The 14,217-nt window shown below is 70.5% G+C and carries 10 protein-coding genes; 6 read left to right on the forward strand and 4 right to left on the reverse strand.

The genetic code is table 11. From position 1 onward, the window contains the following. Positions 1–61: 61 nt before the first annotated feature. From KUM49_RS28585 to KUM49_RS50315, 3 genes are all read left to right on the forward strand, one after another. Positions 62–1,222, forward strand: coding sequence for an alkaline phosphatase PhoX (locus KUM49_RS28585; RefSeq protein WP_217239848.1), 1,161 nt, complete (start codon positions 62–64; stop codon positions 1,220–1,222). Between the two features lie 93 nt (positions 1,223–1,315). Beyond that, a complete protein-coding gene (locus tag KUM49_RS28590; protein WP_217239849.1) occupies positions 1,316–1,792 on the forward strand; it encodes an excalibur calcium-binding domain-containing protein in 477 nt (158 codons plus the stop codon). 322 nt (positions 1,793–2,114) lie between these two features. Then, positions 2,115–2,546 (forward strand): hypothetical protein, encoded by a 432-nt coding sequence (locus KUM49_RS50315; protein ID WP_308406776.1) that lies wholly within the window; start codon positions 2,115–2,117, stop codon positions 2,544–2,546. On the opposite strand, the gene KUM49_RS28605 is transcribed toward KUM49_RS50315, so the two are convergent. The 3 genes from KUM49_RS28605 to KUM49_RS28615 form a co-directional block, all read right to left on the reverse strand. Beyond that, a complete protein-coding gene (locus tag KUM49_RS28605) occupies positions 2,531–2,857 on the reverse strand; it encodes a hypothetical protein (RefSeq protein ID WP_217239850.1) in 327 nt (108 codons plus the stop codon). The two genes, KUM49_RS50315 and KUM49_RS28605, sit on opposite strands and share 16 nt — an antisense overlap. A gap of 203 nt (positions 2,858–3,060) precedes the next feature. After that, the gene (ppdK, locus tag KUM49_RS28610) at positions 3,061–5,808 is read right to left on the reverse strand and encodes a pyruvate, phosphate dikinase (RefSeq protein ID WP_217239851.1); all 2,748 of its coding nucleotides are present in this window, start codon (positions 5,806–5,808) and stop codon (positions 3,061–3,063) included. 417 nt (positions 5,809–6,225) lie between these two features. Then, complete coding sequence (locus KUM49_RS28615; RefSeq protein ID WP_217239852.1) at positions 6,226–7,452, reverse strand: ROK family protein; 1,227 nt, start codon at positions 7,450–7,452, stop codon at positions 6,226–6,228. A 119-nt stretch (positions 7,453–7,571) separates the two neighbouring features. Between KUM49_RS28615 and KUM49_RS28620 the strand changes: the two genes are divergently transcribed. The 3 genes from KUM49_RS28620 (at position 7,572) to KUM49_RS28630 (ending at position 13,014) form a co-directional block, all read left to right on the forward strand. Then, on the forward strand, positions 7,572–9,140 hold the full coding sequence (locus KUM49_RS28620) for a hypothetical protein (RefSeq protein WP_374200208.1): 1,569 nt from the start codon (positions 7,572–7,574) through the stop codon (positions 9,138–9,140). Then, complete coding sequence (locus KUM49_RS28625) at positions 9,137–11,074, forward strand: glycogen debranching N-terminal domain-containing protein (RefSeq protein WP_217239854.1); 1,938 nt, start codon at positions 9,137–9,139, stop codon at positions 11,072–11,074. The genes KUM49_RS28620 and KUM49_RS28625 overlap by 4 nt, the downstream gene beginning before the upstream one ends. A 188-nt stretch (positions 11,075–11,262) precedes the next feature. After that, entirely contained in the window at positions 11,263–13,014 is a 1,752-nt protein-coding gene (locus tag KUM49_RS28630) for a CDP-alcohol phosphatidyltransferase (RefSeq protein ID WP_374200209.1), read from the forward strand. A gap of 17 nt (positions 13,015–13,031) precedes the next feature. On the opposite strand, the gene dusB is transcribed toward KUM49_RS28630, so the two are convergent. Continuing rightward, a complete protein-coding gene (gene dusB, locus KUM49_RS28635) occupies positions 13,032–14,174 on the reverse strand; it encodes a tRNA dihydrouridine synthase DusB (protein ID WP_217239855.1) in 1,143 nt (380 codons plus the stop codon). Between the last annotated feature and the right edge of the window lie 43 nt (positions 14,175–14,217).

Here is a 14,217-nt window from a genome sequence, read left to right on the forward strand (position 1 = left end):
TGACCGCGCCACCCCGCCGCCGAACCGGTGGCGGGCGGTCACGACACACCTTGGAGCAAGCGTGGAACGTCGTACCCTCCTGCGTGCGGCCGTCATCGGCGGCTCCTCCGCCGCCCTCGGCGGAACCCTGTGGCGAGGCGCCGCGTACGCGGCCCCCGCCCAGCCCGGAGCCGGCCCGTACGGGGCCCTCGGCTCCCCCGACACCAACGGCATCAGACTCCCGAGCGGCTTCACCAGCCGGGTCGTCGCCCGCTCCGGCCAAACCGTCACCGGAACGTCGTACACCTGGCACAACGCCCCCGACGGCGGCGCCTGTTACGCCGACGGCACAGGCTGGATCTACGTCTCCAACTCAGAGATCAACCCGTCGGGCGGCGCGAGCGCGGTGAAGTTCTCGTCGACGGGCACGATCACGGGCGCGTACCGCATTCTCTCCAACACCCGGCAGAACTGCGCGGGCGGCAGGACGCCGTGGAACACCTGGCTGTCCTGCGAGGAGGTGTCGTTGGGCTACGTCTACGAGACGGACCCGTGGGGCGTCCAGTCGGCCACCCGCCGCGACGCTATGGGCCGCTTCAAGCACGAGGCGGCGGCCGCGGACCCGGTGCGCAGGGTGGTCTACCTGACGGAGGACGAGACGAACGGCCGCTTCTACCGCTTCGTACCGACGAGCTGGGGCAACCTCTCCTCCGGCACCCTCCAGGTCATGGTGGCCGGCACCGCGACCTCAGGCTCCTTCACCTGGGCGAACGTCCCCGACCCGGACGGCTCCCCCACCACCACCCGCACCCAGGTCTCCGGCTCGAAGTCCTTCAACGGCGGCGAGGGCTGCTACTACGCCGACGACACGGTCTGGTTCACCACGAAGGGCGACAACCGCGTCTGGCAGCTCAACCTGCTGACGAACACGTACGAGCTGGCGTACGACGACTCTCTGGTGACAGGCGGCACCGCCCCGCTCACGGGCGTCGACAACATCACCGGCACCACCTCCGGCGACCTGTTCGTGGCGGAGGACGGCGGCACCATGGAGATCTGCGTGATCACCCCGACCGACGTGATCGCCCCCTTCCTCCGCATCGACGGTCAGTCCTCGTCGGAGATCACGGGCCCGGCGTTCTCCCCCGACGGCACGCGGCTGTACTTCTCCAGCCAGCGGGGGACGACTGGGAGTTCGTCGGGCGGGATCACGTATGAGGTGCGGGGCCCGTTCAGGACGTAACACCGCACCACGATCACGAAATGAACACATCACCCACACAACTGGGTACGCAGCAATACGGTCATCCCCTCACGTAACACCTTGGGGGACGACATGAGCAACCCGTACCACCACCCCACGCAGCCCATGGGCCCGACCGCTTCCGGCCCCGCCCCCAAGTGGGCCCGGAAGCGGTACGTCCTGCCGGCGCTGGCATGGGCCCTCCTGGTCGGCATAGGCATCGGCGCCAGCGGCGACAACAAGACGACGGACGCGAAGCCGACGGCCGCCGAGCCACAGCCGACGGTCACCGTGACGGCAACGGCCGCGGCGGAGGAGACGGCCGAACCCGAACCGGCCGGCACCGTGACCGCCACGGAAACGGTCACGGTCAAAGTCAAGGTCAACGTCACCAGAACGGTCACCGCACAGCCGGCGGCAGGCAGCGACGACGGTTCCTCCGACGCGGACGTCTACTACGAGAACTGCACCGCGGTCCGAGCCGCGGGCGCCGCCCCCATCCACCGCGGCGAACCCGGCTACGCGTCCCACCTGGACCGCGACAACGACGGCGTCGCCTGCGACACCTGACCCGTCAGTCCCTCCGGATCAACTCGGGGTCGATCCGCCGCCCGGCCAGGGGCAACGCCCACGAGCAGCGACGAGGAGCAGGGACTGGCCATCCCCGTCGTCCAGACGATCGCCGCTCGCCGGTTCCAGAGCAGCCTCCAGCCACTGCTGGTCGCCCTGGCACTCTGATCTCTCGTTTGGGATGGGCCAGGCACCGCAGGGCCCCGTGCCTCTGGCCACCGGTACCGCGTGCGCGCGCCGTGGACTGTACGGCTTCACCTGTCCGCATCTATGTCCTGTCCCCGGAGGAACGGCTGCTGGCGCAGTCCGGGCAGGTGCTGCCATGACGAACGCACCGCGCATTGACGATCTCGTGAAGGACACCGCGTCCAACAAGGTCGGTAGGGTCATGGGGTTCGTCGGGCCATACGTCCAACTGAGGCCATTCGGCGGCGGCAAGGAGTGGGACGCGCGGCTGGAACATCTGGGGCCGGTCGGCACGGCGGAGGCGCTGAGCGCAGGTGTAGCCGAAGCCAATGCCCGGTCCAGGAAACGAGTGGCCGTGGCCACTGGCACAGCTGCCTCAGTGTCCGAGGCCCGGGATACTCCGTCGACCGAGTGCGCGCTCGCCCAACGGCCCGGCTACGAGGAGCTGCACAACGCGTGCCACCAGACGCACGACGTATTCCTCCCTGGAGCCAACGGCATCCTTCTGGCGCCCGGTTGCAGCTGCCGCTGTCACACCACTGACAAAGATCTTCACGCTGATCGATAGAACGTCAGGTGAATGAGCCCTTCGATGCCGCCCAGATGCGCCTGCAGGCTGGGGTCCGGGTTCGCGGTGGCCGTCGTCAACAGCACCCGCGCCTCCGGGTGTTCGAGGACATATAGCTCGTCTTCACCGTCGTCGCCTGGCTTCAGGTTGGACTGGATCTCGATCCGCCCGTCGAGGTTGTCAGCCAAGTGATAGACGCCCCGGTAGTCGCTCTCACGTTTGGTGAAGCGCCATCCGAAGCGGTCACTGACGAGCCGGACCAGCTCGTCGGCGGTGTGGGTGCTGGTTCCGTAGGTGTGGAAGTCGGTCATCGTGCGACCGACCCTATGCCGCGAGGTCACCCGCGCAGAGGCAATGCCGAGAGGGCGGCACCCCGCACAGGGTGCCGCCCTCTCTTCGTGCTCCGGTACCGCCGCCCATCGGTGAGGGTCGGTCGGGGACGGTTGGCGGTTCCGGCGTTCAGCGGGCCGAGGCCTCCGCGGGTCAAAGCCTCCGCCGCCAAGGCCCGTCGGGCCTACCGGTGGTCGCTCCCCGCCGACTGCGAAGCCGCGCGCCCCGCCTCCAGGCGTGCCACCGGGATCCGGAAGGGCGAGCAGGAGACGTAGTCCAGTCCGACCTCGTGGAAGAAGTGGACGGACTCGGGGTCGCCGCCGTGCTCGCCGCAGACGCCGAGCTTCAGGTCGGGGCGCGTCGCGCGGCCCGCCTCCACGGCCAGCTTCACCAGCGAGCCCACGCCGTCCTTGTCGATCGTCTCGAAGGGGGAGACGCCGAAGATGCCCTTCTCCAGGTACGCCGTGAAGAACGAAGCCTCCACGTCGTCCCGGCTGAAGCCCCACACGGTCTGGGTCAGGTCGTTCGTGCCGAAGGAGAAGAACTCCGCGGCCTCGGCGATCTGACCGGCGGTCAGGGCGGCGCGCGGCAGTTCGATCATCGTACCGATCGCCAGCTTGAGTGACGTGCCCGTGGCGGCCTCGACCTCGGCCACCACCTGGTCGGCCTCCTCGCGGACGATCTCCAGCTCCTGGACCGTGCCCACCAGCGGGATCATGATCTCGGCGCGCGGGTCGCCCTTCGCGGCCTTACGCTCGGCCGCGGCCTCGGCGATCGCCCGTACCTGCATGGTGAACAGGCCGGGGATGACCAGGCCCAGGCGCACGCCGCGCAGGCCGAGCATCGGGTTCTGCTCGTGCAGGCGGTGGACGGCCTGGAGCAGGCGCAGTTCGTTCTCGTGGGGCTCCTGGCGGGACTCGGCCAGTGCCACGCGGACGGAGAGTTCCGTGATGTCCGGCAGGAACTCGTGCAGCGGCGGGTCAAGGAGCCGGACCGTCACCGGGAGGCCGTCCATCGCCGAGAAGAGCTCCACGAAGTCTTTCTTCTGGAGGGGGAGCAGCGCCTTCAGCGACTCCTCGCGCTCGGTCTCCGTGTCGGCCAGGATCAGCCGCTCGACCAGCTCACGGCGGTCACCGAGGAACATGTGCTCCGTACGGCACAGACCGATGCCCTGGGCGCCGAAGCGACGGGCGCGCAGCGCGTCCTCGGCGTTGTCGGCGTTGGCCCGGACACGGAGGCGGCGCTTCCGGTCCGCGAAGGCCATGATCCGGTGGACCGCCTCGACCAGTTCGTCGGCGTCGTTGGCGCCCGCGTGCATCCGGCCCTCGAAGTACTCCACCACCGGGGACGGGACGACCGGGACCTCGCCCAGGTAGACCTTGCCCGACGACCCGTCGATGGAGATCAGGTCGCCTTCCTCCACCACGTGCCCGCCCGGCACTGTCATCCGACGCCGCTTGGTGTCGACTTCCAGTTCCTCCGCGCCGCACACACAGGTCTTGCCCATGCCGCGCGCGACGACCGCCGCGTGGGACGTCTTGCCGCCGCGCGAGGTCAGGATGCCCTCGGCCGCGATCATGCCGTCGAGGTCGTCGGGGTTCGTCTCGCGGCGGACCAGGATCACCTTCTCGCCCGAACGCGACCACTTCACGGCGGTGTACGAGTCGAAGACCGCCTTGCCGACCGCCGCGCCCGGTGACGCCGCGATGCCCCGGCCGACCTTCGCCACCTTCGTGTCCTCGTCGAAGCGCGGGAACATCAGCTGGGCCAGCTGGGCGCCGGTCACTCGCTGGAGCGCCTCGGCCTCGTCGATCAGGCCCTGGTCCACGAGCTGCGTGGCGATACGGAACGCCGCTCCCGCGGTGCGCTTGCCGACGCGGGTCTGAAGCATCCACAGCTGACCGCGCTCGATGGTGAACTCGATGTCGCAGAGGTCCTTGTAGTGGTTCTCCAGCGTCTCCATGATCTGCATGAGCTGGTCGTACGACTTCTTGTCGATCGTCTCCAGCTCGGCCAGGGGGACGGTGTTGCGGATGCCCGCGACGACGTCCTCGCCCTGGGCGTTCTGAAGGTAGTCGCCGTACACGCCCTGGTGGCCCGAGGCGGGGTCACGGGTGAAGGCCACGCCCGTGCCGGAGTCGGGGCCGAGGTTGCCGAAGACCATCGAGCAGACGTTGACCGCGGTGCCCAGGTCGCCCGGGATGCGCTCCTGGCGGCGGTAGAGCTTGGCGCGGTCGGTGTTCCAGGAATCGAAGACCGCGTGGATGGCGAGGTCCATCTGCTCGCGCGGGTCCTGCGGGAAGTCCCGGCCGGCCTCGGTCTTGACGATCTTCTTGAAGCGGGTGACCAGCTTCTTCAGGTCCGCGGCTTCCAGCTCGGTGTCGACGGTGACCTTCTTGGCCGTCTTCGCCGCCTCCAGCGCGTCCTCGAAGAGGTCGCCGTCGACGCCGAGGACGGTCTTGCCGAACATCTGGATGAGGCGGCGGTAGGAGTCCCAGGCGAAGCGGTCGTCGCCGGCCTGCTTGGCCAGGCCCTGGACCGACTTGTCGGAGAGCCCGATGTTCAGGACCGTGTCCATCATGCCGGGCATGGAGAACTTGGCGCCGGAGCGGACCGAGACCAGGAGCGGGTCGTCGGCCTGGCCGAGCTTCTTGCCCATGCGCTGCTCCAGCGCGTCGAGGTGCGCACTCACCTCGTCACGCAGTGCCGCCGGCTCGTCGCCGCTGTCGAGGTAGACCTTGCACGCCTCGGTGGTGATCGTGAAGCCCGGAGGCACCGGAAGGCCCAGGTTGGTCATCTCGGCGAGGTTGGCACCCTTGCCGCCGAGGAGGTCCTTGAGCTCTTTGTTGCCCTCGGTGAAGTCGTAAACGAACTTCACGCTCTCAACGCTGGTGCCGTGCTCAGCTACCTGGGGATCTTTGTTTTCCGACACGGGTCTCGACTCCTCGAGGACGCGGTGGCTGCCCTGACGAGCAGGAACATACCCAGATCAAAGGCTTATGGGTACGTCCACTTGCCCGTCATACGCCTGTAACCACTCGTGCGCCACCGGATCGAAAGTCGAAGCGTGGCAAGCGAATACGGGCGCATGTTTTCACTTCTTGAACGCAAGAGCGCTCACTTTCCCAAAATTCGGCTCACATGAGCGGCTGTAGGCCCGTCCGTTTTCGATCGATGAACGATCAAGGGGTGGCACTGAGTGCCACCCCTTGGAGAAGTGCAGTCGATCACGATCCGCTCATCTGAGCGCAACCCTTATCAGGGGTGGCGATAATCACGCTGTCACAGGCGCCGGGATTTCACCATGCGGACGTGTCTTGGGAGCGAAACACGCCGGAAAAGATCGTGGTCACACCCCCAGCGCGGCCAGTCGTTCCTCCACCCGCTCCGGCGCGTACAGGTGCTCCACGACCATCGCCCCCGCCCCGACCAGTCCCGCCCGCTCCCCCAGCCGCGAGGTCACGACGTCCAGATGAGCGGTGGAGCGCGGCAGCGCCCGCTGGTAGAGCAGTTCGCGTACGCCCGTGAGGAAGGCGGTTCCGGCCAGATCCCCCGCGATCATCAGGACGCCGGGGTTCAACAGCGTCACGACCGTCGCCAGGACGTCCCCGACCTGCCGGCCCGCGTCCCGCGCGAGGGCCGCCGCCTCCGGGTGCCCGGACGCCAGCAGGTCCCGCACATCCGAGCCGGACGCCGCCGGCACCCCGGACTCGGCCAGTCGCCGCGCCACGGCGCCACCGCTGGCGACGGCGGCGAGGCAGCCGTAGGAGCCGCAGCGGCACAGCGCGTCGGCGCCCGCGGGGACCCGGATGTGGCCGAGGTCGCCCGCGCCTCCGTCGATGCCGCGGTAGATCGAGCCGTCGACCACGACTCCCGCTCCGATGCCCGTCGACACCTTCACCAGCACGAAGGCCGAGCAGTCGGCGTATCTCGTGTGCTGTTCGCCGTACGCCATGAGGTTGGCGTCGTTGTCGACCAGCACCGGGACCGGCCCGGCGCCGGAGTGTTCGGTGAAGGCCCTCGCCAGGCGGCCTCTTATGTCGTAGCCGTCCCAGCCGGGCATGATCGGCGGCTGTACGACCCGGCCGGTGTCGGTGTCGACGGGGCCCGGCACCGCGAGGCCGATGCCGCAGACCTCGTCCGGCCGGTGGCCGGCCTTCTCCAGGAGCTCGGCGAACCAGCGGCCGATTTCGCCGAGCACGACGTCGGGGCCGTCCTCGACGACCGGCGTGCCGCTGTGCTCGGCGAGGATCTCGCCGCTCAGCGACAGGACGGCCGCACGGGCGTGCCGGGTGTCGAGGTCGGCGGAGAGGACGACCGCGTGCGCGTCGTCGAACTCGAGGGTGATGGAGGGCCGTCCGCCGAGGGGTGAGTCGACGGGGCCGCCGGCGCCCTCGCGGAGCCAGCCGGCGCGGAAGAGGCGGTCGAGGCGGTGGCCGACGGTGGCGCGGGAGAGACCGGTGGCCTGCTGCAGGGCGCCGCGGGTGGTGGCACGGCCGCTGCGCACCAGTTCGAGCAGATCTCCGGCGCTCGCCTGACTTCCCGTTCTGCCGGTCCTGCCGGGTCGTCCGGTCATGCGCACCCCCTTGTGTTTCTCAAGCTTGCATTACATATTGAGTTTTGCGTGTTAAATAGACGTAACCCTACGGTAGCCACTGCCGAACTGGTCGGCCGTACGTCTTCGGGGAGCCTTGAGTGGATCGCGCAACGCAGCTCACCGCCCGCAACACCGGGCACTTGACGCCCGTACGCACCTTTTCCTCACCACCGTATTCCGGGCACGGTGAGGTGCCGGGACCTCAGGCCGTTGCATACGATCCGCCGTCCGCGACACATGCGCCGCCGACGGCACGTTCCCTGCACGTCAGGGCCGCCCGGGTACTGGAAGGCAACTGGACCGGCACCTCCACGGTGCCCTCGCACGGCCTGTACCCGCACCAGTGGTCCTGGGACTCGGCGTTCATCGCGATCGGCCTGCGCCACCTGTCGCCGCTGCGGGCGCAGACGGAGCTGGAGACGCTGCTGAGCGGCCAGTGGGCGGACGGGCGGATCCCGCACATCGTCTTCAACCCCTCCGTCCCCCTCGACGCGTACTTCCCGAGCCCCGACTTCTGGCGCTCCTCGACCGCGGGGCGCGCTGCGGGCGCCCCGCGCACCGTACAGACCTCGGGCATCGTGCAGCCACCGGTGCACGCGCTGGCCGCGTGGCTGGTGCACTGCGCCGACCCGGGGCTGTCACGGGCGCGTGGCTTCCTCGCCGGGGTGTATCCGCGGCTCGCCGCCTGGCACCGGTATCTGCTGCACCGGCGGGACCTGGGCGGGGGGTCGCTGGCGTCCGTCGTGCACCCCTGGGAACAGGGTATGGACAACAGTCCCTGCTGGGACGCCCCGCTGAGCAGGATCACACCGGCTCCCGCCCGCTCCTTCCGCCGCGCCGACCTGGACCACGGGGCGCCGGAGGACCGGCCGACGGACCTGGACTACGGGCGGTACGTACGGCTGGCGAGCGACTACCGGGACGGCGGGTACGCCGACGGGGCAAACGAGGGGGCGGCCCGCAGGGCCTCGGTTGAGGGCGGTGGTGGGAGACGGGCGGGCGAGTTCGCCGTCGAGGACCCCGCGTTCAACGCCCTGCTCATCGCCTCCGAGCACGCTCTCGCGCGGATCGCGCAGGAGCTGGGCGCCACCGGGACGGCCCGGCACGCGCGGGCCGAGCGGCTGACGGCGGCGCTGATCGACCGGCTGTGGGATCCGGCGGAGGGGATGTTCTTCTGCCGGGACGTGCGGGGCGGGGGGCTGATCCGCGAGCGCAGTGTCTCCGGGCTCGTTCCGCTGCTGCTGCCCGGTCTGCCGCGAGAGACCACGGACGCGCTCGTGCGCACGCTGGGTGGGGCGCACTTCGGGCTCGGTGACTCGACCCGCCTGGTCCCGAGCTACGACCTGCTCGGCGAGGCCTTCGACCCGCACCGCTACTGGCGCGGCCCGGCCTGGTTCAACACCGGCTGGCTGGTGGAGCGCGGGCTGCGCACGCACGGCGAACAGGGGCGGGCCGACGCCCTGCGCCAGGCCGTCCTGGACACCGCCGACACCTCCGACTTCGCGGAGTACGTCGACCCGTACACCGGGGAGGCCTGCGGGGCGACCGGCTTCAGCTGGACCGCCGCGCTCACGCTCGACCTGCTGCACACCGGCCCGGGGGACGACATGTCCCCCACGGGCATCCGGACGTTCGAGATGAGTGACAGGGGAGGGGACCGGGGATGACGGACCGGCATCATCTGCTCGTGCACGGCCAGACGTTCGCCGCCGTGGGCGACGGCGGGGACATCAGCGGCGTTCGGGGCGGCAGTTCCCCGGACGGGTTGTTCGTGCGGGACGCCCGGCATCTGAGCCGGTGGCAGCTCACCGTGGACGGCGCGGTGCCCGAGGCGCTGTCTCCGGTCGCCGACGGGGACACCGCGCGCTGTGTACTGGTGCCGCGCGGCGGACGCCAGGAGCCGCCCGCGTACACGCTCTTCCGTGAACAGGCCGTCGGTGACGGCTCGTTCGTCGAGTCCCTGCGGGTGACCAGCAACCGCCCGGTGCCGACGACGGTCCGGCTCGCGGTGACCGCGGACGCCGACTTCACCGACCAGTTCGAACTGCGCTCCGACCACCGTACGTACGCGAAAATAGGAGCGACCCGCTCCCGTCAAGTCCTCGACGACGGTGTGGAGTTCGCCTATCAGCGCGGCGAGTGGCGGTCCTGTACGACGGTGACGGCCGAGCCCGCCCCGGACGGCGTCGAGGAGACCGGCACCGGTGCCCGGCGCCTCGTGTGGACCCTAAATCTCGAACCGCACGGCACGGCCGAGCTGATACTGCGCGTGATGGCACGGCCGCACGGGGACAAGCGGGCGCTGCGCGTACCGCGCTCCCCGGCCGCGCTGAACGACCAACTCCTCGCGATGGAAGGCGAGTTCGTGGAGGGCGTGGCCTTCCCGACCGGCTGGCCGGAGCTGGCCGCGGCCTGTGCGCGCGGGCTCGCCGACCTCGCCTCGCTCCAGGTGCCGGCGACCGGCCCGGACGGCGAGGAGCTGCGCGTGCCGGCGGCGGGTGCCCCCTGGTTCCTGACCCTGCTGGGTCGGGACGCCCTGCTGACCTCGCTGTTCGCGCTGCCCTACCGTCCTCGGCCGGCCGCCGCCACGCTGTTGGCGCTCGCCGCGGCCCAGGCGACGGAGACCGGCCCGGAGTCGGTGTCCCAGCCCGGCAAGATCGTGCACGAGGTGCGGCACGGCGAGCTGGCGCACTTCGGGCAGGTGCCGTACGGCCGCTACTACGGCTCGGTGGACGCCACCCCGCTGTTCCTCGTGCTGCTCGGCGCGTACGTCGAGGACACCGGGGACACGGACCTGGCCCGCCGCCTGGAGCCCCACGCCCGTGCGGCGATCGGCTGGATGCTGGACCACGGCGGGCTGACCTCGCGCGGCTACCTGGTCTACCGCGCCGACCAGGGCGGCCTCGCCAACCAGAACTGGAAGGACTCCCCCGGCGCGATCTGCTCGGCCGACGGCAGCCGCGCGAGCGGCCCGGTGATGGCGGCGGGCGCCCAGGGCTACGCGTACGACGCGCTGCGCCGCACCGCGTGGCTGGCGCGCACCGCGTGGGACGACCAGGTGTACGCGGCCCTGCTGGAGCAGGCCGCCGCCGATCTGCGCGACCGCTTCCAGCGCGACTTCTGGATGCCGGAGCACTCCTTCCCCGCGCTCGCGCTGGACGGCGAGGGCCGCCAGGTGGACGCGCTGGCCTCGGACGCCGGGCATCTGCTGTGGTCGGGGCTGCTGGACAAGGAGTACGGCGAGGTCGTCGGGCGGCGCCTGCTCGAAGCCGACTTCTTCTCCGGCTGGGGCGTGCGCACGCTGGCCGCGGGGCAGCCGGCGTTCCACCCGTTGTCGTACCACCGCGGTTCGGTGTGGCCGCACGACAACGCGCTGATCGCGCTGGGGCTGGCCCGCTACGGCCTGCACGACGAGGCCCGTACGGTCGCGCACGGCCTGGTCGACGCGGCGACGGCGACCGGGCACCGGCTGCCGGAGGTCCTCGCGGGCTACGGCCGGGACACGCACGCGGAGCCGGTGCCGTATCCGCACGCGTGCGTGCGGGAGTCGCGGTCGGCGGCGGCGCCGCTGGCGCTGCTCACGGCGGTCGGGGGCGCGTAGCGAGGACCTGCGGGCCGCGTGGCCGGACCGGCCGCGAGGCGGTTGGTCCGGCGTTTGCCCGGTGTTTGCCGAGCTCTGGGCAAACCGGCTGAACACCGGACGGAGGCGAACCGTACGGGAATGCGGCGGATCCGAGGAGTCATGTCGGACCCGCCGTATCACCGGGCTTCGTACGGGAGGACCTTCGGGTGTCGACAGAGCTGACCGAGCCGGCCGAGGCGACGGGCGAAGCCGTACCCGACGAACAGACCCCCGCCACGCTCAGGGCCCGCCTGGCCCACTGGCGCGGGATGCGCACCCGGCACCCCGCCGCCGCCCGGGCCCTGTCCTGGACGGTCACCGCTCTCGCCGCCGTCCTGGTCTTCGGCGCCCTGCTGCTGCCGAACAGGGTCGGCGCGCTGGAGTACAACCGGTTCACGCGCCTGCCGGTGGAGGCGATCCTCGGAGCGGTCGTGGTGCTCGCGCTGCCGCGCCGGCCGCGGGTGATCGTGGCGGCGCTGTGCGGGGTGCTCCTCGGGGCGCTGACCGTGCTGAACCTGCTCGACATGGGGTTCATCGAGTACCTGGGCCGGGGCTTCAACCTGATCCTCGACTGGGGGCTGCTGGACGACGCCCTGGCGTACGTCGAGGACTCGATGGGCAAGGCGACGGCCGTCGGCGCGACGGTCGGCGCGGCCCTCCTCGTCGTGCTGCTGCTCGCCGTGACGGCGTTGGCGACGATCCGGCTGAGCAACCTGCTGGCGCGCGACCGCCAGACCGGCACCCGGGCCACCCTGATCGCGGGCACCGTCTGGATCACCTGCTCCGCTCTGGGCCTCCAGATCGACGGCATGCCGATCGCCTCCGACCGGGCCGGCGGCGCACTGAAGATCCAGGCGCGGCGGGTGCAGGACACGCTCCGGGACGAGGCCGCGTTCGCGAAGGAGGCGAAGGCCGACACCTTCGGCGGCACGCCCGGCAGCCAGTTGCTGCCCGATCTGCGCGGCAAGGACGTCATCTTCACGTTCATCGAGAGCTACGGCCGCAGCGCGATCGAGGACCCGCGGATCGCGCCGGGTGTCGACAGGACACTGGACGCGAGCACCGAGGCCTTGGCGAAGGCCGGTTTCCACGCGAAGAGCGGCTGGATGACGTCGGCGACGTACGGCGGCAGCAGCTGGCTCGGCCACTCCACCACCATGTCGGGTCTGTGGATCGACAACCAGCAGCGCTACCGCACGGTCATGTCCGGCGACCACCTCAGCCTCACCAAGGCCTTCCAGAAGACCGGCCACTGGGACACCGTAGGGATCATGCCCGGCGTGCAGAAGGCCTGGCCGGAGGGGAGCTTCTACGGCCTCGACAAGATCTACGACGCCTTCCAACTGGGCTACAAGGGCCCGAAGTTCAGCTGGTCGACCATGCCGGACCAGTACGCGCTGGAGGCCTTCCAGCGTCTGGTGCACGGCAAGAAGCGCGACAAGCCGCTGATGTCGGAGATCATCCTGACGTCCAGCCACCAGCCGTGGGCGCCGATCCCGAAGCTGGTCGACTGGGACGAGCTCGGCGACGGCTCGGTCTTCGGCCCGATCCAGAAGGCCGGCCTCGACCCTTCGGACGTCCTCACGGACTCGGCCCGCTCCCAGCAGGAGTACGGCAAGTCCGTCCAGTACTCCGTCACCAGCCTCACCCAGTGGCTGGAGCGCTACGGCACCGACGACACCGTCCTCGTCTTCCTCGGCGACCACCAGCCCATCGCCCGGGTCAGCGGCGCGGGCGCCAGCCGTGACGTGCCCGTCTCGATCGTCGCGAAGGACCCGAAGGTCCTCGACAAGATCGCCGCGTGGCGCTGGACGGACGGGCTGAAGCCCGCCAAGGACGCGCCGGTGTGGAAGATGAGTGCGTTCCGGGACCGGTTCCTGACGGCGTACGGGTCGACGCCGCACCCCAGCAAGGACTGAGCTCCTACGGCAGGCGTTCAGCCCCCGGACGTGTCCAGTTCCGCGTCCTCGCCGATCCCCGCGCAGTCGTACGGGTCCTTCAGCCAGCCGTCCGGCAGCACCACGCGGTTGTTGCCGGAGGTACGACCGCGGGGGCCGTCGGCGCCGGTGGGCCAGGGCTGGTCGAGGTCCAGCTCGTCGAGGCCGGTGCGGAGTTCGGCCAGCGAGGAGGTGATGGCGAGGCGCTTACGCATCTCGGAGCCGACCGCGAAACCCTTCAGGTACCAGGCGACGTGCTTGCGGAAGTCGATGACCCCGCGCGCCTCGTCGCCGATCCACTCGCCGAGCAGGGTGGCGTGGCGGACCATGACGTCGGCGACCTCGCGCAGGGAGGGGCGTGCGATGTCCTCGGTACGTCCCTCGAAGGCCGCCACCAGGTCCGCGAACAGCCACGGCCGGCCGAGGCAGCCGCGCCCCACGACCACTCCGTCACAGCCGGTCTCGCGCACCATCCGCAGCGCGTCCTCGGCCGACCAGATGTCGCCGTTGCCGAGCACGGGGATCTCCGGCACGTGTTCCTTGAGGCGGGCGATGGCGTCCCAGTCGGCCGTGCCGCCGTAGTGCTGGGCGGCGGTGCGGCCGTGCAGGGCGATGGAGGTGACGCCCTCCTCGACGGCGATGCGGCCGGCGTCGAGGAAGGTGATGTGGTCGTCGTCGATGCCCTTGCGCATCTTCATCGTCACCGGCAGGTCACCGGCGCCGCTGACGGCCTCGCGCAGGATCGCCCGCAGCAGGTTGCGCTTGTACGGGAGGGCGGAGCCGCCGCCCTTGCGGGTCACCTTCGGGACCGGGCAGCCGAAGTTCAGGTCGATGTGGTCGGCGAGGCCCTCCTCCGCGATCATGCGGACGGCCTTGCCGACGGTCGCCGGGTCGACGCCGTACAGCTGGATCGAGCGCGGCGTCTCGGTCGCGTCGAAGCGGATCAGCTGCATGGTCTTCTCGTTGCGCTCGACCAGCGCCCGGGTCGTGATCATCTCGCTCACGAACAGGCCCTTGCCGCCGCTGAACTCCCGGCACAGGGTGCGGAAGGGCGCGTTGGTGATCCCGGCCATGGGGGCGAGGACGACGGGCGGCCGGACGGTGTGCGGGCCGATCTGGAGAGGGGAGGCGGGCGTGGACATTCCCCCATTGTCGCGTACGGCGGCACGTGCCCGGGCGCGTGGG

This window comes from Streptomyces sp. AC555_RSS877 (assembly GCF_019049245.1).
Lineage (GTDB): Bacteria > Actinomycetota > Actinomycetes > Streptomycetales > Streptomycetaceae > Streptomyces.